Source organism: Pseudomonas protegens CHA0, assembly GCF_000397205.1.
Taxonomy (GTDB): Bacteria; Pseudomonadota; Gammaproteobacteria; order Pseudomonadales; family Pseudomonadaceae; genus Aquipseudomonas; species Aquipseudomonas protegens.
Map to the genome: position 1 here is coordinate 1,923,082 of NC_021237.1, position 23,764 is coordinate 1,946,845.

General features: G+C 62.0%; 19 protein-coding genes. 12 read left to right on the forward strand and 7 right to left on the reverse strand.

The genetic code is table 11. The annotated features are described in order from the left end of the window. Positions 1 to 64 precede the first annotated feature (64 nt). Positions 65 to 1,840, reverse strand: coding sequence for a glyoxylate carboligase (gcl, locus tag PFLCHA0_RS08675; RefSeq protein WP_015634658.1), 1,776 nt, complete (start codon positions 1,838 to 1,840; stop codon positions 65 to 67). Between the two features lie 268 nt (positions 1,841 to 2,108). Here gcl and PFLCHA0_RS08680 point away from each other — a divergent pair, with 268 nt between their 5' ends. Further along, the gene (locus tag PFLCHA0_RS08680; protein ID WP_015634659.1) at positions 2,109 to 2,549 is read left to right on the forward strand and encodes a GlcG/HbpS family heme-binding protein; all 441 of its coding nucleotides are present in this window, start codon (positions 2,109 to 2,111) and stop codon (positions 2,547 to 2,549) included. A gap of 131 nt (positions 2,550 to 2,680) precedes the next feature. Here the strand turns inward: PFLCHA0_RS08680 and PFLCHA0_RS08685 are convergent, their stop codons facing one another. Next, the gene (locus PFLCHA0_RS08685; protein ID WP_011060037.1) at positions 2,681 to 3,289 is read right to left on the reverse strand and encodes a TetR/AcrR family transcriptional regulator; all 609 of its coding nucleotides are present in this window, start codon (positions 3,287 to 3,289) and stop codon (positions 2,681 to 2,683) included. Between the two features lie 169 nt (positions 3,290 to 3,458). Here PFLCHA0_RS08685 and PFLCHA0_RS08690 point away from each other — a divergent pair, with 169 nt between their 5' ends. Then, positions 3,459 to 4,382 (forward strand): DUF808 domain-containing protein, encoded by a 924-nt coding sequence (locus PFLCHA0_RS08690; RefSeq protein WP_015634660.1) that lies wholly within the window; start codon positions 3,459 to 3,461, stop codon positions 4,380 to 4,382. Between the two features lie 7 nt (positions 4,383 to 4,389). On the opposite strand, the gene PFLCHA0_RS08695 is transcribed toward PFLCHA0_RS08690, so the two are convergent. From PFLCHA0_RS08695 to PFLCHA0_RS08705, 3 genes are all read right to left on the reverse strand, one after another. After that, positions 4,390 to 6,423, reverse strand: a complete 2,034-nt coding sequence (locus PFLCHA0_RS08695; protein WP_015634661.1) for an FUSC family protein — start codon at positions 6,421 to 6,423, stop codon at positions 4,390 to 4,392. Positions 6,424 to 6,564: 141 nt separating this feature from the next. Beyond that, positions 6,565 to 7,353 (reverse strand): MlaA family lipoprotein, encoded by a 789-nt coding sequence (locus PFLCHA0_RS08700; protein ID WP_011060040.1) that lies wholly within the window; start codon positions 7,351 to 7,353, stop codon positions 6,565 to 6,567. Then, positions 7,346 to 8,644: a hypothetical protein gene (locus PFLCHA0_RS08705; RefSeq protein ID WP_015634662.1), complete on the reverse strand. Its 1,299-nt coding sequence runs from the start codon at positions 8,642 to 8,644 to the stop codon at positions 7,346 to 7,348. The genes PFLCHA0_RS08700 and PFLCHA0_RS08705 overlap by 8 nt, the downstream gene beginning before the upstream one ends. A gap of 233 nt (positions 8,645 to 8,877) precedes the next feature. Between PFLCHA0_RS08705 and PFLCHA0_RS08710 the strand changes: the two genes are divergently transcribed. After that, on the forward strand, positions 8,878 to 9,243 hold the full coding sequence (locus tag PFLCHA0_RS08710) for a hypothetical protein (protein ID WP_011060042.1): 366 nt from the start codon (positions 8,878 to 8,880) through the stop codon (positions 9,241 to 9,243). Between the two features lie 27 nt (positions 9,244 to 9,270). Here PFLCHA0_RS08710 and PFLCHA0_RS08715 read toward each other — a convergent pair whose 3' ends face one another. Further along, positions 9,271 to 10,866, reverse strand: a complete 1,596-nt coding sequence (locus PFLCHA0_RS08715) for a glycoside hydrolase family 17 protein (RefSeq protein WP_172621740.1) — start codon at positions 10,864 to 10,866, stop codon at positions 9,271 to 9,273. Positions 10,867 to 11,154: 288 nt separating this feature from the next. Between PFLCHA0_RS08715 and PFLCHA0_RS08720 the strand changes: the two genes are divergently transcribed. From PFLCHA0_RS08720 to PFLCHA0_RS08730, 3 genes are all read left to right on the forward strand, one after another. After that, entirely contained in the window at positions 11,155 to 12,006 is an 852-nt protein-coding gene (locus PFLCHA0_RS08720) for a glycine betaine ABC transporter substrate-binding protein (RefSeq protein WP_015634664.1), read from the forward strand. 190 nt (positions 12,007 to 12,196) lie between these two features. Continuing rightward, entirely contained in the window at positions 12,197 to 12,508 is a 312-nt protein-coding gene (locus PFLCHA0_RS08725) for a DUF485 domain-containing protein (protein ID WP_011060045.1), read from the forward strand. Beyond that, positions 12,505 to 14,163 (forward strand): cation acetate symporter, encoded by a 1,659-nt coding sequence (locus tag PFLCHA0_RS08730; protein ID WP_011060046.1) that lies wholly within the window; start codon positions 12,505 to 12,507, stop codon positions 14,161 to 14,163. The genes PFLCHA0_RS08725 and PFLCHA0_RS08730 overlap by 4 nt, the downstream gene beginning before the upstream one ends. A gap of 288 nt (positions 14,164 to 14,451) precedes the next feature. Here the strand turns inward: PFLCHA0_RS08730 and gltA are convergent, their stop codons facing one another. Then, positions 14,452 to 15,741, reverse strand: coding sequence for a citrate synthase (gene gltA, locus PFLCHA0_RS08735; protein ID WP_011060047.1), 1,290 nt, complete (start codon positions 15,739 to 15,741; stop codon positions 14,452 to 14,454). 350 nt (positions 15,742 to 16,091) lie between these two features. Here gltA and sdhC point away from each other — a divergent pair, with 350 nt between their 5' ends. The 6 genes from sdhC to odhB all read left to right on the forward strand — a co-directional run bounded on the left by sdhC (position 16,092) and on the right by odhB (position 23,700). Then, complete coding sequence (sdhC, locus tag PFLCHA0_RS08740; protein WP_015634665.1) at positions 16,092 to 16,478, forward strand: succinate dehydrogenase, cytochrome b556 subunit; 387 nt, start codon at positions 16,092 to 16,094, stop codon at positions 16,476 to 16,478. Then, the gene (sdhD, locus tag PFLCHA0_RS08745; protein WP_011060049.1) at positions 16,472 to 16,840 is read left to right on the forward strand and encodes a succinate dehydrogenase, hydrophobic membrane anchor protein; all 369 of its coding nucleotides are present in this window, start codon (positions 16,472 to 16,474) and stop codon (positions 16,838 to 16,840) included. The genes sdhC and sdhD overlap by 7 nt, the downstream gene beginning before the upstream one ends. Positions 16,841 to 16,843: 3 nt before the next feature. After that, positions 16,844 to 18,616 (forward strand): succinate dehydrogenase flavoprotein subunit, encoded by a 1,773-nt coding sequence (sdhA, locus tag PFLCHA0_RS08750; protein WP_011060050.1) that lies wholly within the window; start codon positions 16,844 to 16,846, stop codon positions 18,614 to 18,616. Positions 18,617 to 18,628: 12 nt separating this feature from the next. Further along, positions 18,629 to 19,333 (forward strand): succinate dehydrogenase iron-sulfur subunit, encoded by a 705-nt coding sequence (locus PFLCHA0_RS08755; protein WP_011060051.1) that lies wholly within the window; start codon positions 18,629 to 18,631, stop codon positions 19,331 to 19,333. 263 nt (positions 19,334 to 19,596) lie between these two features. Then, on the forward strand, positions 19,597 to 22,428 hold the full coding sequence (locus tag PFLCHA0_RS08760; protein WP_011060052.1) for a 2-oxoglutarate dehydrogenase E1 component: 2,832 nt from the start codon (positions 19,597 to 19,599) through the stop codon (positions 22,426 to 22,428). 42 nt (positions 22,429 to 22,470) lie between these two features. Further along, positions 22,471 to 23,700 (forward strand): 2-oxoglutarate dehydrogenase complex dihydrolipoyllysine-residue succinyltransferase, encoded by a 1,230-nt coding sequence (gene odhB, locus PFLCHA0_RS08765; RefSeq protein ID WP_015634666.1) that lies wholly within the window; start codon positions 22,471 to 22,473, stop codon positions 23,698 to 23,700. The last annotated feature ends 64 nt before the right edge of the window (positions 23,701 to 23,764 follow it).

Consider the following 23,764-nt stretch of genomic DNA (forward strand, 5'->3'; position numbering starts at 1 on the left):
CCGGGCACCACCTCTGGCGGGAGGTGGCGCGCGGGGCCCCGGCCGGTGCCAGCGGTCAGGGGTATCAGTCGAGCAGGGAAATCGCGGTAGGGGCGTCGTTGCCCACCAGCGCCAGGTCTTCGAACTCGTTGACCGCGTTGATTTCGGTGCCCATGGAAATGTTGGTCACGCGCTCCAGGATGATTTCCACCACCACCGGTACCTTGAAGGTCTGGAGCATTTCCTGGGCCTGGCGCAGGGCCGGCTGGATGTCCTTGGGTTCGAACACCCGCAGGGCCTTGCAGCCCAGGCCTTCGGCAACGGCCACGTGGTCGACGCCATAGCCGTTGAGTTCCGGCGCGTTGAGGTTGTCGAAGGACAGCTGCACGCAGTAGTCCATGTCGAAACCGCGCTGGGCCTGGCGGATCAGCCCCAGGTAGGAGTTGTTCACCACCACGTGGATGTACGGCAGGTTGAACTGCGCGCCCACCGCCAGTTCTTCGATCATGAACTGGAAGTCGTAGTCGCCGGACAGCGCCACCACCTGGCGGTTCGGGTCGGCCTTGACCACGCCCAGGGCAGCGGGGATGGTCCAGCCCAACGGGCCGGCCTGGCCGCAGTTGATCCAGTGGCGTGGCTTGTAGACGTGGAGGAACTGCGCGCCGGCAATCTGCGACAGGCCGATGGTGCTGACGTAGCAGGTGTCCTTGCCGAATACCTGGTTCATTTCTTCGTACACGCGTTGCGGCTTGACCGGCACGTTGTCGAAGTGGGTCTTGCGGTGCAGGCTGGCCTTGCGCTGCTGGCAGTCATGCAGCCAGGCGCTGCGATCCTTGAGCTTGCCGGCGGTCTGCCATTCGCGGGCCACCTCCAGCAATACGGTCAGGGCGCTGCCAGCATCGGAAACGATGCCCAGGTCCGGGGTGAAGACACGGCCGATCTGGGTCGGTTCGATGTCCACGTGGATGAACTTGCGGCCTTCGGTGTAGACGTCCACCGAACCGGTGTGGCGGTTGGCCCAGCGGTTGCCGATGCCCAGCACGGTGTCGGACTTGAGCAGGGTGGCATTGCCGTAGCGATGGGAGGTCTGCAGGCCGACCATGCCCACCATCTGTGGGTGATCGTCAGGGATGGTGCCCCAGCCCATCAGGGTCGGGATCACCGGAATGCCGGTCAGTTCGGCGAACTCCACCAGCAGCTCGCTGGCGTCGGCGTTGATCACGCCGCCACCGGCCACCAGCAATGGACGTTCGGCCTGGTCCAGCAGGGCCAGAACCTTTTCCGCCTGCAGGCGGGTCGCTGCCGGCTTGGCCAGGGGCAGGGGCTGGTAGGCGTCGATGTCGAATTCGATTTCCGCCATCTGCACGTCGAACGGCAGGTCGATCAGCACCGGGCCGGGCCGGCCGGAGCGCATTTCATAAAAGGCTTTCTGGAAGGCGTAGGGCACTTGGCCCGGTTCCAGCACGGTGGTGGCCCATTTGGTCACCGGCTTGACGATGCTGGTGATGTCCACGGCCTGGAAGTCTTCCTTGTGCAGGCGGGCGCGGGGGGCCTGACCGGTGATGCAGAGAATCGGGATGGAGTCGGCCGAGGCGCTGTACAGGCCGGTGACCATGTCGGTGCCGGCGGGGCCGGAAGTGCCGATGCATACGCCGATGTTACCGGCCTTGGTGCGGGTGTAGCCCTCGGCCATGTGCGAGGCGCCTTCGACGTGGCGAGCGAGCACGTGATCGATGCCACCGACCTTCTGCAGCGCGGAATACAGCGGGTTGATGGCGGCACCCGGGATGCCAAAAGCGGTATCGACCCCTTCACGGCGCATCACCAGAACGGCGGCTTCGATTGCTCTCATTTTGCTCATGGTTTTGTGCCTCTTGCGTTTTGTAATTGTATACAAGTGGTTTTGCGCAAAGTGTATTCACGGCGGATGGCGCAGGTCAATCCATTTTCTTGAGCGGCAGCGGCTTTCATCAAAGCCCCGATAAACCGGCGTCCTTTTGTCGCAGGGGCTGCCTTTCGCGAATTATTGTATACAAAAAATAAATTCATTGTGTTCTATTTGTTGTATCGGACTTCTCCTACAAGAAGCTTCCCCAGGCTTTCTCAATAACAAGATAAGGACGGCACCCATGAGCGCTTTAACCTTGAAAGTCGCAGTCAACCTGGCCAACCAGGCCATCAACGCGGGGCGCAAGATCAATGCGGCGCCGCTGACCATCGCGGTGCTGGATGCCGGCGGGCACCTGGTGACCCTGCAACGGGAGGACGGCGCCAGCCTGCTGCGCCCGCAGATCGCCATCGGCAAGGCCTGGGGGGCGGTGGCCCTGGGCAAGGGCTCGCGCCTGCTGGCCCTGGACGCGCAGCAGCGCCCGGCCTTCATCGGCGCATTGAACGGTCTGGGGCAGGGCAGCGTGGTGCCTGCGCCGGGCGGGGTGTTGATTCGGGATCAGGCGGGGGCAGTGATGGGGGCGATCGGCATCAGTGGCGATACCTCGGACATCGATGAGCAGTGCGCCATCAGCGCGATCGAAGCCCAGGGCCTGGCGGCGGACGCCGGCGTCAGCGCATAGCCCTCGACCTCGCGGGCCCGGCCTGTAGCCACTGCCGAGCCCGCGAGGCTGCGAAAAGCCGCGCAGGATCTTGATTGAAACTATTGCGCCCTTGCGGGCCGGGAAACAAACCAGAAAGTACCGAAACGCTATCAGCGATCCAGTTCACAGCCCTTGAGCACCAGGCGGATGATGGTCTGCGCCGCAGCTTCGTAGTCGTCTTCGTCGAGCTTGGTCTTGCCGGTGACCACCGAGATCTGCCAGTCGAAGTCGGCGTAGGTCTGGGTTGCGGCCCAGATGCTGAACATCAGGTGGTTGGGGTCGAGCGGGGCGATCAGGCCGCGATCGATCCAGGTCTGGATGCACTCGATGTTGTGCTTGGCCTGGGCGTTGAGCTGTTCCACCTGTTCCGGGCTCAGGTGCGGCGCGCCATGCATGATCTCGCTGGCAAAGACCTTGGAAGCGAAGGGCAGGTCGCGGGAGATGCGGATCTTCGAGCGGATGTAGCCGCTGAGCACTTCGCTGGGCACGCCATCGGCATTGAACGGGGTGGAGGCCTGGAGGATGGGTTCGATGATGCTTTCCAGCACCTCGCGATAGAGGTTTTCCTTGGACTTGAAGTAGTAGTAGACGTTGGGTTTGGGCAACCCGGCCTTGGCGGCGATGTCGCTGGTCTTGGTCGCCGCAAAGCCCTTGTCGGCAAACTCTTCACTGGCGGCCCGCAGGATCAGTTCTTTATTGCGCTCGCGGATGGTGCTCATAAACCAGGGGATTCCTTGCCTGTTCGGGCGGTTGCGCATGGTAGCACCGGCGTCGCGCGAGGCTCAAGAATGCCCGGCGGCCGCGGTTTTACTGCTTCTGGCATCTCGCTTGTGCTGCCAGCGGCACGGTATGCTGCGCGCCTTATTTCCATGCAGGGAAGCCAGGTTCATGGCCGGAAGCAGTTTGCTGGTATTGATCGATGACATCGCCGCGGTACTCGATGACGTGGCCTTGATGACCAAGATGGCGGCGAAGAAGACCGCCGGTGTGCTGGGCGACGACCTCGCGCTCAATGCCCAGCAGGTCTCCGGGGTCCGCGCCGAGCGGGAAATCCCGGTGGTCTGGGCGGTGGCCAAGGGGTCGTTTCGCAACAAGCTGATCCTGGTGCCGGCGGCGCTGGCCATCAGCGCCCTGGCGCCGTGGCTGGTGACCCCGCTGCTGATGCTGGGTGGCGCCTACCTGTGTTTCGAGGGCTTCGAGAAGCTGGCGCACAAATACCTGCACCACGCCGAAGTGGCGGCCGAACATACCCAGACCCTGCAAGCCCTGGCCGACCCCCAGGTGGATCTGGTGGCTTTCGAGAAGGACAAGATCAAGGGTGCGGTGCGCACCGATTTCATCCTTTCCGCGGAAATCATCGCCATCACCCTGGGCACCGTGGCCGGGGCCTCCCTGACCCAGCAGGTGGTGGTGCTCTCGGGTATCGCCATTGTCATGACCGTCGGTGTCTACGGCCTGGTGGCCGGCATCGTCAAGCTCGATGACCTGGGGCTGTGGCTGGTGCACAAGCCCGCCGCCCTGGCCAAACGCATCGGTGGGGCGATCCTGCGGGCAGCGCCGCTGATGATGAAGAGCCTGTCGGTGATCGGTACGGCGGCGATGTTCATGGTCGGCGGCGGCATCCTGACCCACGGTGTGCCCGCCGTGCACCACCTGATAGAAGGGCTGGCCGGGCGCAGCGCCGGGGTCATAGGCCCGGTATCGGCGTTGATGCCGACCCTGCTCAATGCCGTGGCCGGGATCATTGCCGGTGCCGTGGTGCTGTTGGCGGTCACCCTGGCGGGCAAGGCCTGGCGTGCACTGCGCGGCTGACGGGCGCTCAGCCCGCTGCCGGCACCGGGGTCGGCAGCGCGGCCGCTTGTTGCTGGCGGCACCAGCGGCGCCAGGTGAACTGCAGTTGCAGAATCGCCGCCCGGGCCATCTCCCGGGCTTGCAGGGGCAGGTCGCGGTCGCCATCCAGGGCCTTGAGCAGGGCCGCCGAGACCGCATCCAGCTGTTCGCTGCGGTTGGCGCTGGGGCCGCCGTGCCTGAGCAGCGTCGCCAGGTGCGCGAGATAATGCTCGCGTTCCGTGGCCAGGGTGCCCCGGGCCGGGTCCAGGCAACTGCGCAATTGCAGCAGCTCATCTCCCAGGTCCAGCCCCAGCAGGCCGTTGTCCCAGTGACTGCGGCGGTTCTCGGGCTGCATCTGCCAATACCGCGACACCCGGATCAGCCGATCGGCCATGCGCCCGCCGAACCAGCTTTCGGCCTGCTCCGGCGGGCGTGAGGTGAGCTGCGCCAGATCGAACAGCGAAGCCTTGAACATCCGCCGGTAGTGCTGCTCGCCCGGGTTGAGGCTGACCAGGCGCAGCACCACCACGGCGATGCCGACACCGATCAGGGTGGCCATGGCCTTGTTCAGGAACGCCCCGAGGTCGTAGCTCATCAGGTTGCTGGGGCCGACGTTGTTGACGAAAAAGATGCAGAACGCCGAGGCGACGGGCGCGAGCTTCGGTCGGCTCATGCACAGCGAAGCGCAGAACAGCGGCACTGCCAGCCCCAGGCACAGCAGGGGAAAACCGTCCCAGCCCGGCAGCAGGCCAAGGCCGACGAAGGCCGCCACGGGAATGGACAGGGCAATGCCCTTGAAGAAATTCAGGCAGGACGCGGCAGGGTTCTCACGTCCGGCGAACAGGCTCAGCACCACGCCACAGATGGAGACGGCCCCCAGCCCCGAGGGCCAGGCGGACAGCAGCCAGAAGCCGGCGACGGCGAGAAAGGCCAGGGCGCTGCGCAAGCCTCCCAGCACCCCTTGCTGGATATCCCGGTGCCAGGACAGGGCGCCGGGAGCGCCGGGCGGGACCCGGCCCTGTTCCACGGCGCTGACACTCAGGGCGCTCTGTTCCACCCGCTCCAGTACCTGGGCCAGTTGCACCAGGCACAGATGGCCTGCGGCGGACAGCGAAGGGTCCTGCAGTGCCTGTTGCAGGCGCTGGAGCAAGGGCGGCAGGGCGGCGTCATGTTCGGCCTGCAGGGCCTGGATGGTCTCGCCGAGCAAGGGTTGGAGTTGCTGCGCGGTGGCGGCGTCGAGCATCTGCCGTTGCCGCGCCACGCCGCGGGCGGACCGGAGCAAGCCCAGCAGGTCGCGGCTCAGCACCCGCAGCGCCTGGGAGCGACGGCGCCCCTGCGGGCCTTCGAACCAGGCGTGATCGCGTTGGGCATCCACGGTGACGATACGCCCCAGGGCTTCCAGCAGCCCCTTGCGCTGGTCTTCCCCCAGCAACTCCGAGGCTGCGGCCTGGCGCCCGGCCAGCCAGGCGGCGCGGCCCTGGACCGCCAGCGCCTGTTCCACCCGGCGCGGCCAGAGCAGTTGGCTGGCCACGGCGGCGCAGATGATCCCCAGGCCGATTTCCGAACAGCGCGCCACTGCCTGGTCGAACACCTGCAAGGGCGCTGCGGTGGCGGGCAGGGCGATGATGGCAGTGGTGTAGCCCGCCAGTACGAAACCGTAGGCTGCGTGGTTGCGCAGCAGCGAGGCGCCGGTGGTGCAGAAGGCCAGCCACAGGGCCATGGCCAGCAGGAACAGCAGGGGCGCCTGGCCCAGGGTAGCGATCAGCAATATCGACACCACGGCCCCCACCAGGGTGCCCAGCAGGCGGTAGGCGCCCTTGGCCAGGACCATGCCGCTGCTGGACTGGCTGACGATGAACACCGTGGTCAGGGCCCATTGCGGTTGTTCGAAATCCAGGCGGAACGCCAGGTACAGGGCCAGGCCGCCGGCAATCAGGTTGCGCGCGGCGAACAGCAGGTCGGCAGGGGCAGGGGCGAAGAGGGCTTGCCAGATATCGGCGCGGAAAAAGGTCGGCAGTTTCATCTTTCAGACACATCGATAGCTAGCTAATGATTAGCATCGTATCGATTTTGCCAGGGTGTGCCAATCGGCTTTTCAACGAGCGGGGAGGAAGGGGCTTTGACGGGGAGCGGACGCCCCGCCGGATGGCGGGGCGAGGCAGGGTTACTCGGCGATCTGCAGCTTGCGCGACTCGGTGTAGACGTAGCGCACTTTCTCGTATTCGAACGGCGAGTTCAGCTGGCCATAGCGGAAGCTGGTCTGGTAGCGCTTGTCGACCCCGCGCAGGACCCAGATTTCCGGGTGGTTGCTGCTGGCTTCCGAAACATTGAGGAAGTTGATCGCCGATTCGGCGGTGTAGTCCACCGCCAGCCCGGCGGTATCACGCAGGTTCGACGGGCCGAGGATCGGCAGCACCAGGTACGCGCCGCCGGGTACGCCGTAGAAGCCCAGGGTCTGGCCGAAGTCTTCGCTCTGGCGCGGCAGGCCCATCTTGGTAGCCGGGTCCCACAGGCCCGCCACGCCGATGGTGGTGTTGAGCAGCAGGCGCGCGGTGGTTTCCATGGAGCGCTGGCCCTTGAACTGCAGCAGGCTGTTGAACAGGTTGGGCACATCGCCCAGGTTGTTGAAGAAGTTGCTGACCCCGGTGCGCAGGAAGCTCGGCGTCACGTAGCGGTACCCGTCCACCACCGGCAGGAACACCCATTGGTCGAAGCGGTAGTTGAAGTGGTAGACCCGGCGGTTCCACGACTCCAGCGGGTCGTAGATATTCAGGGCGTTCAAGGTCGAGCGCTCGAACTCGCGCTGGTCCAGCCCCGGGTTGAACTTGAGCTTCTTCAACGGCTCGGTGAAGCCATCGGGGTCGGGGGTGACGGGAATGTTGGCCTTGCTGTTGTCGGCTTGGGCATAGCCTGCACAGAGCAACGCAGCGATAAGCAGGAGATGTTTAGCCACGGAAGAACTCCAGCATGGCGTCGCTGTTGACGCGGTAGTTGAGGTTGCCGCAGTGGCCGCCATGGGGGTAGACGGTCAGGCGGTCACCAAAGGTTTTACGCAGGAAACCCAGGTCGCCGGGGCCGAGGATCACGTCGTCGGCGTTGTGCATCACGGCGATCTTCGGGCTGGCCTTGAGGTAGTCCTGCAGGGCGTAGAGGCTGACCTGGTCGATCAGTTGCAGCAGGCTGCCGCCATCGGTGCGGGCGCGCCACATGGGGATCACCTGCTCGGTCAGGTAGCAGTCGAAGTCGCATTGCAGGGCACGCTTGAGAAACGGCGTGAGGCTGGTGCCTTCGCGGATCGGGTATTTGGGCGGGGTGATCAGGCCACGGCGGTTGATCAGGTCCGAGGTGAAGGCAATGTCCGCCGCCGAGAAACGGAAGGAGGTGCCGATCAGCATCGCCATCTGCTCGTTGGTCAGGTGCTGCTTGGATTGCTGGAAGTCGTAGAGCAGGGCGTCGTTGAGGTCGATATAGCCCTTCTGCTGGAAGTAGCGGGTCAGCTTGCCCAGCACCAGTTCGTAGAAGGTAGTGCTGTTGTTGATGCCCTTGACCTCGGTCTGCACCAGCTTGTCGAGGTTGGTGATCGAGGTATAGAGATTGACCGGCGGGTTGAGCAGCAGGACCTTCTTGAAATTGAAGCTGCGCCGGGTTTCATCCAGCTTGCTGACGAAGGCCGCATCCAGCGCGCCAAGACTGTAGCCGGTGAGGTAGAACTCGGTGATCGGCAGCTTGGGATTCTGCGCCCGTACGGCCTGCATCACCCGGTACATGTCCTCGGCGTCTTCCTGGGTCACGCCCGGGGTGGCAAAGCGCGAAGCGGCGCTGATGAAGTCGAAGCTGGTGGGCGAGGACAGCTGCACCACGTGGTAGCCGGCTTTGTAGTAGAGCTTCTTCAGGTACTCGTTGAGGCTGCTGTCATAGCGCGCCCCGGTGCCGGCGATCAGGAAGATCAGCGGCGCGGCGTGGTCCTGGGTGGCAATGCGGTAGGTGAGTTTCTTCACCGCCCAGAAGTTGTCCGGGAGGATGAATTCCCGTTCCGGACGCAGCGTCAGGCTGTGGTCAGACTGGCGGATGTCATCGCTTGCGGGCAGTTCCGGGCGCAACTCCGGAGGCGTGGTGGCGATGGTGGCTTCGAAGGGGTTGGTCAACGGGTAGCCATAGGTGGCCGGGTCGACGTCGACCGCCAGCGCGGACGCACTCAGGATAAGGCCGCCAAACAGGGCAGCGAAGCGCAAGGAACGAAGCATGACTGTATCCCTAGAAGAAGGTACCGAATGAGGTTCGCAGGCTATGACCACCGCGCTGCTGCCGAAGTGCCATGGTTGGGCACAAATAACGCCTGCGACAGGCTTATTGGGAAGTGATAGTAGCCGGACGATACACTTTGCCGCCATTTGCATGACAGATATCTGCGCCTGGCGCTTGCCAAGCGTTCGCGGGGGATTATGCTGGGCGCCGTTTTGACTGTTCGGAGTGTTTCATGTCCCGCCGCCTTCCCCTGATTCTGCTGCTCGTGGTCCTGCCGCTGTGGCTGGCCGCCAGTTATGGCCTGCGCTACGGCTTCATGGAGGATGCGCGCTGGGTGGGTGCCTGTGTCGAGGCTGCCAGCCGCTGGGAGTGCGGGCTGCGCTCCAGCCTGGGTTGGATGATTCACTTCAAGGTGCTGGGCTGGAGCGCGGTGGCCGTGGCGCTCCTGGGTTTTGTCATGCCCGGGCGTGCCGGTTGGGGGCTGGGCGTACTGGCGTTGCTGATTGGCATCCCGGCCCTGGCCCTGTACAACACCACCCTGGCGGTATTTGCCGTGGTGATTGCCGGCTTGCGCCTGGTGCGCGCCAGCAAGCCATAGCCGCAGCAGCGGCCATGGCCTATGGCCTCAGGCCCTGCGGGCCCGCAGGTTGCGCCAAAGCGCCGCTACCATCAGCAGGCTGACCAGGGCCCAGCCCCAGGCCTGCTGGTTGGCCAGACCTTCCTGATACAACTGCGGAGCAATGCCGGCACCGACGATAAAGGTCAGCAGGGCAATCTCCCGGCGCGGCACTCGCACCGGGCGGCACAGGTAGACCAGTGCCGGCAGTAGCAGGGCCGCGCTGGGGAAGCTGCGGTAGCGCGGGTCGAACACCAGCTCCAGCATCATCACCGCTGCGGCGAAGCCTGCGGCCGTCAGCAGCCAGCCGGCCCGTTTCTCCAGTGCATCGAAGGCTTTCAGGCGCCAGCTCTGGCGAGGGCTCAGGGCCAGGGCGGCGTGGGCCAGCACCAGCAGGTTGAGCCCCAGCAGCAACGCGGCCCAGCACCATTCACCGGCGAAACGGCTGGTTGCCCGCGCCAGTTCTCCAGAGGTTCCGATGCTGCAAGCGGCCACTGCGCCCAACAGGGGCAGCAGCAGGGCGGCGCGGTGGTCGCGGGGCCGGCCGCCGAGCACCAGGGTGCCGAGCAGTATCAGGCCGCCGACGCCCAGCCACAGCGGCCAGTACGGCAGGTTGGACACCGGGCCGGCGAGGATGCCCTTGTCCTGGCGATCAGCATCGAACAGTCCCCAGTAGCCACCGACGGCACCTTCGCTGGCGCGCTTCCAGGGCTGGTCGAAGGCTTCGATCAGGTTGTAGTGCCAGCCATTGTGTTCCGCCAGGGCGACGAAGCCTCGGATGAACTTGGCCTCGTTGACCCGGCTGGGCAGCGCGGTTTCTCGCTGCCGGCCTTCACTGGGCCAGCCGGTCTCGCCAATCAGTACGTCCTTGGGGGCGAAGCGGTTGCCGAACACCTGGCGCACCTCGGCCACGTGGTTCAAGGCGGCGTCGATGTTCGACGGATCGTCTTCCCAGTACGGCAGCAGGTGGATGGTGAGGAAATCCACCGCCGGGGCGATTTCCGGGTGCTTGAGCCAGAACTCCCAGACATCGGCGTAGGTCACCGGCTGCTTGACCCCGGCCTTGACCTTGAGGATCAGCCGCGCCAATTGCGCGCCGGTGACCTCCTTGCGCAGCAGTGCTTCGTTACCGACGATCACCGCACTGACCACGTCCGGGTTGGCGTTGGCCGAGGCGATCAGCAGGTCGACCTCCTTCTCGGTGTCCACCGGGTTGCTGTTGACCCAGGCGCCGATCATCAGCTTCAGGCCGTGCTTGCGCGCCAGGTCCGGCAGGGCTTCCAGGCCGGTCATGGAATAGGTACGGATGCATTCGAAACGGGTCGCCAGCAGGGCCAGGTCGGCGTCCATGCGCTGCGGGCGCAGCTTGAACGGCTGGTCGAAGGGCGACTGGTCCTTGTCGAACGGAGTGTAGGAAGCGCACTGCAGCTTGTGGCTGGCGCTGGCGACATCCGGCAGGTGCACCGGCCGGCCAAGGCCGTACCAATAACCGCAGAGGGCCAGCAGCCCGAGCAGGCAGGCGAACAGATAGGGCAGGGCGTGGAAACGAGGGGTGGCGGGCATGATCGGGCCGTCGTGGAACAAAGCCGGGCATCTTACCCGCATTTGTCCGCAGCTTGGTGGGCTGCATGATTTTGACATGCAAAGTTCGGGCGGACCCATTGCCCGGGAGAGGCCGGCCGTTGGTTACTGGCTATCTGATGTCGCTGCTGGCTGCCTTGAGGTCGTAGACAGAGCAGGTCGCGGAACAGGGCGGGTTGATGATCCAGGCATCAGTACTCCGCTGATGATCGAACGCGTTCGCGGTGAGGCGTGATGGGGGCGCTGAGCACCATAACCATACGTTGACGTGCCTGGCAGCCGCCCGGCACTGCACTTTTCGGGGAAGTAACGATGAAGATGCGACGACTCTTAGGCGCAGGTGCCGCACTGGTACTTGCCATCAGCTCCACTCTGGCCAGTGCCGACAGCAAGACCCTGAGCATCGGCTATGTCGACGGCTGGTCCGACAGCGTGGCGACGACCCATGTGGCGGCGGAAGTGATCAAGCAGAAGCTCGGTTATGACGTCAAGCTGCAAGCGGTGGCGACCGGGATCATGTGGCAGGGCGTAGCCACCGGCAAGCTCGACGCCATGCTTTCGGCCTGGCTGCCGGTGACCCATGGCGAGTACTGGGCCAAGAACAAGGACAAGGTGGTGGACTACGGCCCCAACTTCAAGGACGCCAAGATCGGCCTGATCGTGCCGGAGTACGTCAAGGCCAAGTCCATCGAGGACCTCAAGATCGATACCACGTTCAAGAACAAGATCGTCGGCATCGACGCCGGCTCGGGGGTGATGCTCAAGACCGACCAGGCGATCAAGGACTACGGCCTGGACTACAAGCTGCAGGCCAGTTCCGGGGCGGCAATGATCGCCGAGCTGACCCGCGCCGAAGAAAAACAGGATTCCATCGCCGTGACCGGCTGGGTGCCGCACTGGATGTTCGCCAAGTGGAAACTGCGCTTCCTCGAAGACCCGAAGGGCGTGTACGGCGCTGCTGAAACCGTCAACAGCATCGGCAGCAAGGGCCTGGAGAAGAAGGCGCCGGAAGTGGCGGCCTTCCTGAAGAAATTCCAGTGGGCCTCGAAAGATGAAATCGGTGAGGTCATGCTGGCCATTCAAGAGGGTGCAAAACCCGATGTGGCGGCCAAGGATTGGGTGAGCAAGCACCCGGAAAGGGTTGCCGAGTGGACTGCTAAATAAGCACAACGCGTCTAGATCAGGGGTCTTGAGGCCGCGCACTGGAAACAGTGGGCGGCCTTGTCATTTATTGAAGAAAAAACCGGCGCCAACGCTAATGTCGTTCTAATACTAAGGTCGTCTGGAACCTGCTCCATAGCCGCATAGAGTGGATTAGGTTCCACCTAAAATCTGTGCTGCGAGGATAAAAACAATGAACGACAGCATTTACCTCTCGATTCAAAACAGCCCGCGTTTCAAGGAGCTGGTCAGCAAACGAGAGCGGTTCGCCTGGATTCTCTCGGCGATCATGCTTGGGCTTTACTCGGCTTTCATCCTGTTGATCGCCTATGGTCCCCAGATCCTGGGAGCCAAACTCAGTCCTACCTCATCCATCACCTGGGGCATTCCCATCGGTGTCGGCTTGATTCTCTCGGCCTTCATCCTGACGGCCATCTATGTGCGACGCGCCAACGGCGAATTCGACGAGTTGAACAATGCGATCCTGAAGGAGGCTCAGCAATGATCCGACGTCTATTCGCAGCACTCGGTCTTGCCGCCTTCGCTCCCGCCCTCTGGGCTGCAGATGCCTTGACGGGCGAAGTCCACAAGCAACCACTCAACGTATCGGCGATCGTGATGTTCGTGGTCTTCGTCGGTGCCACCCTGTGCATCACCTACTGGGCCTCCAAGCGCAACAAGTCGGCTGCCGACTATTACGCGGCGGGCGGCAAGATCACCGGCTTCCAGAACGGCCTGGCGATCGCTGGCGACTACATGTCCGCGGCGTCCTTCCTGGGGATTTCCGCCCTGGTGTTCACTTCCGGCTATGACGGCCTGATCTACTCCATCGGCTTCCTGGTGGGCTGGCCGATCATTCTGTTCCTGATCGCCGAGCGCCTGCGCAACCTGGGCAAGTACACCTTTGCCGACGTGGCGTCCTACCGCCTCGGGCAGACCCAGATCCGCACCCTGTCGGCCTGTGGCTCGCTGGTGGTGGTGGCGTTCTACCTGATCGCGCAGATGGTGGGTGCCGGCAAGCTGATCCAGCTGCTGTTCGGCCTCGACTACCATGTGGCGGTGATCCTGGTGGGCATCCTGATGTGCCTGTACGTGCTGTTCGGCGGCATGCTGGCCACGACCTGGGTGCAGATCATCAAGGCGGTGCTGTTGCTCTCCGGCGCGTCCTTCATGGCACTGATGGTGATGAAGCACGTCAACTTCGACTTCAACACCCTGTTCTCCGAAGCGATCAAGGTTCACCCCAAGGGTGAAGCGATCATGAGCCCCGGCGGCCTGGTGAAAGACCCGATCTCGGCGTTCTCCTTAGGTCTCGCGCTGATGTTCGGTACCGCTGGCCTGCCCCACATCCTGATGCGCTTCTTTACCGTCAGCGATGCCAAGGAAGCTCGCAAGAGCGTGCTCTATGCCACTGGCTTCATCGGCTACTTCTACATCCTGACCTTCATCATCGGCTTCGGCGCGATCCTGCTGGTAAGCACCAACCCGGACTTCAAGGATGCCGCAGGCGCCTTGCTGGGCGGCAACAACATGGCGGCGGTGCACCTGGCCAACGCAGTGGGCGGCAGCGTGTTCCTCGGCTTCATTTCGGCCGTGGCCTTCGCCACCATCCTGGCGGTCGTTGCAGGCCTGACCCTGGCTGGCGCCTCGGCGGTGTCCCATGACCTGTATGCCAGCGTGATCAAGAAGGGCAAGGCCAACGAGAAGGACGAGATCCGCGTTTCCAAGATCACCACCGTGGCATTGGGCGTACTGGCCATCGGCCTGGGCATTCTCTTTGAAAGCCAGAACATCGCGTTCATGGTTGGCTTGGCGTTCTCCATTGCCGCCAGCTGCAACTTCCCGGTACTGCTGCTTTCCATGTACTGGAAGAAGCTCACCACCCGTGGCGCCATGATTGGCGGCTGGATGGGCCTGGTGAGTGCCGTGGCGCTGATGATCCTCGGCCCGACCATCTGGGTGCAGATCCTGCATCACGAGAAGGCGATCTTCCCGTACGAGTACCCGGCGCTGTTCTCGATGATCATCGCCTTCATCGGTATCTGGTTCTTCTCCATCACCGACAAGTCGACCGCGGCGGTCAACGAGCGGGCGCTGTTCTTCCCGCAGTTCGTGCGTTCGCAGACCGGCCTGGGTGCCAGTGGGGCGGTGTCGCACTAAGCGAGATGAATGTATCGGCTTCTATATAGAAGCTGCGTAATGGCGAAATGCCCCGATCGAGAGACCGGGGCATTTTTTTGTCCGCTCGCCCTGCCCGGAGCCCCCCGACTGCAGGTGCAGGAGCATAGGAGCTGGCTTGCCAGCGCAAGCGTATGTGAGGAGCAGGGCTCTTCTCCGGCAGGCCGGATCCTGCGGGTTGGGGGGGGGGGCGAGGGGAGGGCAGAAACAAATACGACCTCTGTTAGAGGCCGTATCCGGTGCAGCTAAGACGTTTGCGCAAGGCAGGTCTTATTTGCGGTCTTCCAGTTTGGTGATGTCACGCGACTCGTAGCCGGTGTACAACTGGCGTGGACGGCCGATCTTGTACGGGCTGGAGAGCATTTCCTTCCAGTGCGAGATCCAGCCGACGGTCCGCGCCAGGGCGAAGATCACGGTGAACATGCTGGTTGGAATGCCGATCGCCTTGAGGATGATCCCCGAGTAGAAGTCGACGTTCGGGTACAGCGAGCGCTCGATGAAGTATGGGTCGGTCAGGGCGATCTCTTCCAGGCGCATGGCCAGTTCGAGTTGCGGATCGTTGTTGATGCCCAGTTCCTTGAGTACTTCGTCGCAGGTCTGTTTCATCACGGTGGCGCGCGGGTCGCGGTTTTTGTACACGCGGTGACCGAAGCCCATGAGCTTGAACGGATCGTTCTTGTCCTTGGCCTTGGCGATGAACTTGTCGATGTTCGAGACATCGCCAATTTCGTCGAGCATGGTCAGTACCGCTTCGTTGGCACCGCCGTGGGCCGGACCCCAGAGTGCAGCGATACCGGCAGCGATACAGGCGAACGGGTTGGCACCCGAGGAGCCCGCCAGGCGCACGGTGGACGTCGAGGCGTTCTGTTCGTGGTCGGCATGGAGGATGAAGATCCGGTCCATTGCCTTGGCCAGTACCGGGCTGATCGGTTTGATCTCGCACGGGGTGTTGAACATCATGTGCAGGAAGTTTTCCGCGTACGACAGGTCGTTGCGCGGGTACATCATCGGCTGGCCCATGGAGTACTTGTAGACCATCGCTGCCAGGGTCGGCATCTTGGCCACCAGGCGCACGGCGGAGATTTCGCGGTGCTGCGGGTTATTGATGTCCAGGGAGTCGTGGTAGAACGCCGACAGGGCACCGACTACGCCGCACATCACCGCCATCGGGTGGGCGTCGCGACGGAAACCGTTGAAGAAGCTCTTGAGCTGTTCGTGAACCATGGTGTGGTTCTTCACGGTGCTGACGAACTGGGCCTTCTGTTCAGCGGTGGGCAATTCACCGTTGAGCAGCAGGTAGCAGGTTTCCAGGTAGTCCGATTTCTCGGCCAGCTGTTCGATCGGGTAGCCGCGATGCAGCAGAATGCCGTTGTCGCCGTCGATGTAGGTGATTTTCGACTCGCAGGAGGCGGTCGACATGAAACCCGGGTCAAAAGTGAAGCGGCCCGTGGCCGTCAGACCCCGAACATCGATTACATCGGGACCAACGGTGCCGGTTAAAATGGGCAGCTCGACGGGGGCTGCGCCCTCGATGATCAACTGCGCTTTTTTGTCAGCCATGTGGCCTCCTATTTATGCTTGAAATCATCAGACAGACCCCCCACGCAGGGCCCGCACCACTATAGTGAGATAAATCCGAATGTCAATTTGCCTAAAGTCTTGTCCCAGAAGGCTTTGGGAGGGATTTTTTCGCGAAATTCAGCGCCATTTACGCCTTTTATAACGCTAACGCAATCAGCTATTAGGGGAAGGTCTTTGCGTTGTCATTAGTAGCCTAACTGTCTATACTCGGCCACCGACCTCCGTAGGCTTCTGGGCCCGCTTTGCTGGGGGTCGCACTCCCTGGGTAGTGGTTGCCTGACCAGTGCACTCCCCAACAACTTTGCCCTGATTGTTAGGGGCTCTTCAGTGTGAAAAAAGCCGTGAATAGCCAACGACCTGTAAACCTAGACCTAAGGACCATCAAACTCCCCATCACCGGCGTTACGTCGTTTCTCCACCGTGTTTCCGGCATCATCCTCTTCCTGGGCATCGGCATCATGCTTTATGCATTGAGCAAATCCCTGGGCTCCGAGGAAGGCTATGCCGAGGTGAAGGCGTGCTTGACCAGTCCGCTGGCCAAATTCGTTGCATGGGGCCTCCTGTCCGCCTTGCTGTATCACTTGGTGGCCGGTGTACGCCATCTGATTATGGACATGGGCATCGGTGAGACGCTGGAAGGCGGCAAGCTGGGCTCGAAAATCGTTATCGCCGTATCCGTGGTGGTAATCGTTCTGGCGGGAGTTTGGATATGGTAACCAGCGTTACGAACCTGTCGCGTTCGGGCCTTTATGACTGGATGGCACAGCGTGTGTCTGCGGTCGTTCTCGCGGCTTATTTCATTTTCCTGATCGGATACCTCGTAGCGAATCCGGGCATTGACTACACCCAGTGGCATGGCCTGTTCGCAAACAACTGGATGCGTATCTTCAGTCTGCTGGCCATGGTGGCCCTGGGCGCTCACGCCTGGGTCGGCATGTGGACCATCTCGACTGACTACCTGACGCCGATGGCGCTGGGCAAGTCGGCCACAGCAGTACGTTTCCTTTTCCAGGCAGTATGCGGCGTCGCGATGTTCGCTTACTTCGTCTGGGGTGTGCAGATTCTCTGGGGTATCTGATTCATGGCTAACATTCCAACCATTTCTTTCGACGCCATCATCATTGGCGGCGGCGGCGCCGGCATGCGTGCCGCACTGCAGCTGGCCCAGGGCGGCCACAAGACTGCGGTGATCACCAAGGTGTTCCCGACCCGTTCGCACACTGTGTCTGCCCAGGGCGGCATCACTTGCGCGATCGCCTCGGCGGACCCGAACGATGACTGGCGCTGGCACATGTACGATACCGTCAAGGGTTCCGACTACATCGGTGACCAGGACGCTATCGAATACATGTGTCAGGAAGGCCCGGCTGCGGTCTTCGAACTGGACCACATGGGGCTGCCGTTCTCCCGTACCGAAACCGGTCGTATCTACCAGCGTCCTTTCGGCGGTCAGTCCAAGGACTACGGCAAGGGCGGCCAGGCTGCTCGTACCTGCGCAGCGTCCGACCGTACCGGTCACGCACTGCTGCACACCCTTTATCAGGGCAACCTGAAAGCCGGCACCACCTTCCTCAACGAGTGGTACGCGGTCGATCTGGTGAAGAACCAGGACGGCGCCTTTGTCGGCGTGATCGCTATCTGCATCGAAACCGGCGAAACCACCTACATCCGCTCCAAGGCCACCGTTCTGGCCACCGGCGGTGCAGGTCGTATCTACGCCTCCACCACCAACGCCCTGATCAATACCGGTGACGGCGTTGGTATGGCGCTGCGTGCTGGCGTTCCGGTGCAAGACATCGAAATGTGGCAGTTCCACCCGACCGGCATTGCGGGCGCCGGTGTACTGGTAACCGAAGGTTGCCGTGGTGAGGGTGGTTACCTGATCAACAAGCATGGCGAGCGTTTCATGGAGCGTTATGCTCCTAACGCCAAAGACCTGGCTGGCCGCGACGTTGTTGCGCGCTCCATGGTCAAGGAAATCATCGCCGGCAACGGCTGTGGCCCGAACGGCGACCACGTGATGCTCAAGCTCGACCACCTGGGCGAGGAAGTGCTGCACAGCCGCCTGCCAGGTATCTGCGAGCTGTCCAAGACGTTTGCGCACGTTGACCCGGTGGTTGCTCCGGTTCCGGTCGTTCCAACCTGCCACTACATGATGGGCGGCGTTGCTACCAACATTCATGGCCAGGCCATCACACAGAACGCCGCTGGCGAAGACACCATCATCCCTGGCCTGTTCGCAGTGGGTGAAGTGGCTTGCGTATCGGTACACGGCGCCAACCGTCTGGGCGGCAACTCGCTGCTGGACCTGGTGGTGTTCGGCCGTGCAGCCGGTCTGCACCTGGAAAAAGCGCTGACCGACGGTATCGAATACCGCGACGCCAGCGACACCGACGTTGATGTTGCCCTGAACCGCCTGGCCAAGCTCAACGAGCGCACCACCGGTGAAGACGTTGCAACCCTGCGTCGCGAGCTGCAGAACTGCATGCAGAACTACTTCGGTGTATTCCGTACCGGCGAATACATGCAGAAGGGTATCGCCCAGCTGGCTGACCTGCGCGAGCGTATCGCCAACGTCAAGATCAACGACAAGTCTCAAGCTTTCAACACTGCGCGTATCGAAGCACTTGAGTTGCAGAACCTGCTGGAAGTGGCCGAAGCCACTGCCATCGCTGCCGAAGTGCGCAAAGAGTCCCGCGGCGCTCACGCCCGTGAAGACTTCGAAGACCGTGACGACGAAAACTGGCTGTGCCACACCCTGTACTTCCCGGGTGAGAAGCGCGTTGCCAAGCGTGCGGTCAACTTCTCGCCGAAGACTGTTCCGACTTTCGAACCAAAAGTCCGGACTTACTAAAGGGTGATCGATATGTTGCAAGTTGAAGTTTATCGTTACAACCCTGACACCGACTCGGCTCCGAAAACCCAGGTTTTCCAGGTAGACACCGGTGGCAAGGACTTGATGGTGCTGGACGTGCTGGCCCTGATCAAAGAGCAGGACGAAGGTTTTTCCTACCGTCGTTCCTGCCGTGAAGGCGTTTGCGGTTCCGATGGCATGAACATCAACGGCAAGAACGGTCTGGCGTGCATCACGCCGCTGTCTGCCGTGGTCAAGAAGAACAAGCTGGTTGTTCGCCCGCTGCCAGGTCTGCCGGTTATCCGTGACCTGGTCGTCGATATGAGCATCTTCTACAAGCAATACGAGAAGGTGAAGCCATTCCTGCAGAACGATACGCCGGCTCCGGCCATCGAACGTCTGCAGTCCCCGGAAGAGCGCGAGAAGCTCGACGGTCTGTACGAGTGCATCCTGTGCGCTTGCTGCTCGACCTCTTGCCCGTCCTTCTGGTGGAACCCGGACAAGTTCCTGGGTCCAGCTGCCCTGCTGCAAGCCTACCGCTTCCTGGCAGACAGCCGTGACACCAAGACGTCCGAGCGTCTGGCTTCCCTGGACGACCCGTTCAGCGTATTCCGCTGCCGGGGCATCATGAACTGCGTCAACGTTTGTCCGAAGGGCCTGAACCCGACTAAGGCCATCGGTCACATTCGTAACATGCTGCTGCAGAGTGGCGTGTGATTCAGCTGTTGTACCCGTAGGACCGCTGTACCCGTAAAAGCCACGGCGCGGGCTTCAACCCGCGTCATGGCTCTAACCTGAGCAGCAGCTCACAAAGTGGCTGCTCTATATTTTGAAGAAATGAGACAAGCAGGGGCATCCGGGCTGGTACCCGGACTATCAGCGTGATCCTAAGTGGCTTGTTTTGGTCGCTGCATTCGGACTTCTGCAAGCTTGCTCGGTGTCGTCGCCGGTGGTGTTCCCCTAACCGAGGGTGACCAAGCATGCAAGAAAGCGTGATGCAGCGCATGTGGAACAGCGCCTACCTATCCGGTAGTAACGCTGCCTATGTGGAAGAGCTCTACGAGCTCTACCTGCACGACCCTAACGCTGTGCCAGAAGAGTGGCGCACTTACTTTCAGAAGTTGCCTACCGACGGCAGCACTGCCATCGATGTTTCGCACTCGACAATCCGCGATCATTTCGTCTTGCTGGCAAAGAACCAGCGCCGCGCCCAACCGGTATCCGCCGGTAGCGTGAGCAGTGAGCACGAGAAGAAGCAAGTTGAAGTGCTGCGATTGATCCAGGCCTATCGGATGCGTGGCCACCAGGCAGCCCAGCTGGACCCGCTGGGGCTGTGGCAGCGTCCTGCACCTGCAGACCTGTCGATCAATCATTACGGCTTGACCAATGCCGATCTTGATACGACCTTCCGTGCCGGCGACCTGTTCATCGGCAAAGAGGAAGCGAGCCTACGCGAAATTCACGAAGCGTTGCAGCAGACATATTGCCGCACCATTGGCGCTGAATTCACGCACATCACCGATTCCGAGCAGCGTCAGTGGTTCCAGCAGCGTCTGGAAAGCGTACGCGGCCGTCCGACCTATTCCGCCGACATCAAGAGCCACCTGCTCGAGCGCGTCACTGCGGCTGAAGGCCTGGAAAAATACCTGGGTACCAAATACCCGGGCACCAAGCGTTTCGGTCTGGAAGGCGGCGAGAGCCTGATTCCGATGCTCGACGAGCTGATCCAGCGTTCCGGTTCCTACGGCACCAAGGAAGTGGTTATCGGCATGGCCCACCGTGGCCGTCTGAACGTGCTGGTCAACACCTTCGGCAAGAACCCGCGCGAGCTGTTCGACGAGTTCGAAGGCAAGAAGAAGGTCGAGCTGGGTTCCGGTGACGTTAAATACCACCAGGGCTTCTCGTCCAACGTCATGACCACCGGTGGCGAAGTTCACCTGGCGATGGCGTTCAACCCGTCCCACCTGGAAATCGTTTCTCCAGTGGTCGAAGGTTCGGTGCGCGCTCGTCAGGACCGTCGCAACGACCAGACCGGCGACAAGGTTCTGCCGATCTCGATCCACGGTGACGCGGCGTTCGCCGGCCAGGGCGTGGTGATGGAAACCTTCCAGATGTCCCAGACCCGCGGTTTCCGTACCGGCGGCACTGTGCACATCGTGATCAACAACCAGGTCGGTTTCACCATCAGCAACCCGCTGGACTCGCGCTCCACCGAGTACGCCACCGACGTTGCGAAGATGATCCAGGCACCGATCCTCCATGTGAATGGTGATGATCCGGAAGCCGTGTTGTTCGTGACCCAGCTGGCCATCGACTACCGCATGCAGTACAAGCGCGACGTGGTGATCGACCTGGTCTGCTACCGTCGTCGCGGCCACAACGAGGCCGACGAGCCAAGCGGCACCCAGCCACTGATGTATCAGCAGATCGCCAAGCAGCGCACCACCCGTGAACTGTATGCCGATCGCCTGACCCAGGGCGGTGTGCTCGACGCAGAGCGTGTTCAGGCGAAAGTCGACGAATACCGCAACGCGCTGGACAACGGTCTGCACGTGGTCAAGAGCCTGGTCAAGGAGCCGAACAAAGAGCTGTTCGTGGACTGGCGTCCGTACCTGGGCCATACCTGGACCGCGCGTCACGACACCACCTTCGACCTCAAGACTCTTCAGGAACTGTCCGCCAAGCTGCTGGAGCTGCCGGAAGGCTTCGTGGTTCAGCGTCAGGTCGCGAAGATCTACGAAGACCGTCAGAAGATGCAAGCCGGCGGCCTGCCGATCAACTGGGGTTACGCTGAAACCATGGCGTACGCGACCCTGGCGTTCGAAGGTCACCCGATTCGCATGACCGGCCAGGACATCGGCCGCGGCACCTTCTCGCACCGCCATGCGGTGTTGCACAACCAGAAGGACGCCGGCACCTACATCCCGTTGCAGCACCTGTACGAAGGCCAGCCACGTTTCGACCTGTACGATTCGTTCCTGTCCGAAGAAGCCGTACTGGCGTTCGAATACGGCTACTCCACCACCACGCCTAACGCGCTGGTGATCTGGGAAGCCCAGTTCGGCGACTTCGCCAACGGTGCACAAGTAGTGATCGACCAGTTCATCACCAGCGGCGAGCACAAGTGGGGCCGTCTCTGCGGTCTGACCATGCTGCTGCCACACGGTTATGAAGGTCAGGGTCCCGAGCACTCCTCGGCTCGTCTGGAGCGTTACCTGCAGCTGTGCGCCGAGCACAACATCCAGGTATGCGTACCGACCACGCCGGCTCAGATCTACCACTTGCTGCGTCGCCAGGTGATTCGTCCGCTGCGCAAGCCGCTGGTCGTGCTGACACCGAAATCCCTGCTGCGTCATAAACTGGCCATCTCGACCCTGGAAGATCTGGCGGAAGGTTCGTTCCAGACCGTTATCCCGGAAATCGATGCCCAGGATCCAAAAGACGTGGGTCGCATCATTCTGTGTAGCGGCAAGGTCTACTACGACCTGTTGGAAAAACGCCGTGCCGAAGGTCGTGACGACATCGCCATCGTGCGTATCGAGCAGCTGTACCCATTCCCTGAGGACGACTTGATCGAAGTCCTGGCTCCGTACAAAAACGTCAAACACATCGTTTGGTGTCAGGAAGAGCCGATGAACCAGGGTGCCTGGTACTGCAGCCAGCATCACATGCGTCGCATCATCAGCGGTCACAACAAGTCGCTCGTACTCGAGTACGCGGGCCGTGACGCTTCTGCTGCTCCAGCTTGTGGTTATGCATCGATGCACGCTGAGCAGCAGGAAAAACTGCTGCAAGATGCCTTTACTGTTTAACGCCTTCGCGCACCTGAAACCGAATTTAAGGAACCACAGATAATGGCTATCGAGATCAAAGCCCCCACTTTCCCGGAATCGGTTGCCGATGGCACCGTTGCCACCTGGCACAAGCAACCGGGCGACGCCGTCAAGCGTGACGAGCTGATCGTTGACATCGAGACCGACAAGGTCGTGCTGGAAGTTCTGGCCACCGCTGACGGCGTGCTGGGCGCTATCGTCAAGAACGAAGGCGACACCGTTCTGTCCGACGAAGTCCTGGGCTCCATCGTTGAAGGCGGCGCTGCTGCCGCTGCCGCTGCTCCTGCTGCCGCCGCCGCTCCGGCCGCCGCCGCTGCTGCCCCGGCTGCTGCCGATGGCGAAGACGATCCAATCGCTGCTCCTGCCGCGCGCAAGCTGGCTGAAGAAAACGGTATCAACATCGCTTCCGTTGCCGGTACCGGCAAAGGCGGCCGTGTGACCAAGGAAGACGTGGTCGCTGCTGTTGCCGCGAAGAAAGCCGCTCCGGCTGCCGCGCCTGCCAAGGCTCCGGCTCCTGCCGCTGCTGCTCCGGTCTTCGCTGCCGGTGATCGCGTCGAGAAGCGCGTGCCTATGACCCGCCTGCGTGCCAAGGTTGCCGAGCGTCTGGTTGAAGCCCAGTCGAACATGGCGATGCTGACCACCTTCAACGAAGTCGACATGACTGAAGTCATGGCCCTGCGTTCGAAGTACAAGGATCTGTTCGAGAAGTCCCACAATGGCGTACGCCTGGGCTTCATGTCGTTCTTCGTCAAGGCCGCCACCGAAGCCCTGAAGCGCTTCCCGGCTGTCAACGCCTCGATCGACGGTTCCGACATCGTCTACCACGGCTATGCCGACATCGGTGTTGCGGTCTCCAGCGACCGTGGCCTGGTGGTTCCGGTTCTGCGTAACGCCGAACTGATGAGCCTGGCCGAAATCGAAGGCGGCATCGCCACCTTCGGCAAGAAGGCCCGTGACGGCAAGCTGTCGATGGAAGAGATGACCGGTGGTACTTTCACCATCACCAACGGTGGTACTTTCGGTTCGATGATGTCGACCCCGATCGTCAACCCGCCACAAGCCGCGATCCTGGGCATGCACAACATTCTGCAGCGTCCTATGGCGATCAACGGTCAAGTGGTCATCCGTCCGATGATGTACCTGGCGCTGTCCTACGATCACCGCCTGATCGACGGTAAAGAAGCCGTGACGTTCCTGGTGACCATCAAGAACCTGCTGGAAGACCCGGCTCGTCTGCTCCTGGACATCTAAAAAGCAGCTGCATGCTGCAGCGGGAAGCTTCGCGCCCCAGGGCAAGAGGCTTCAAGCTTGCGGC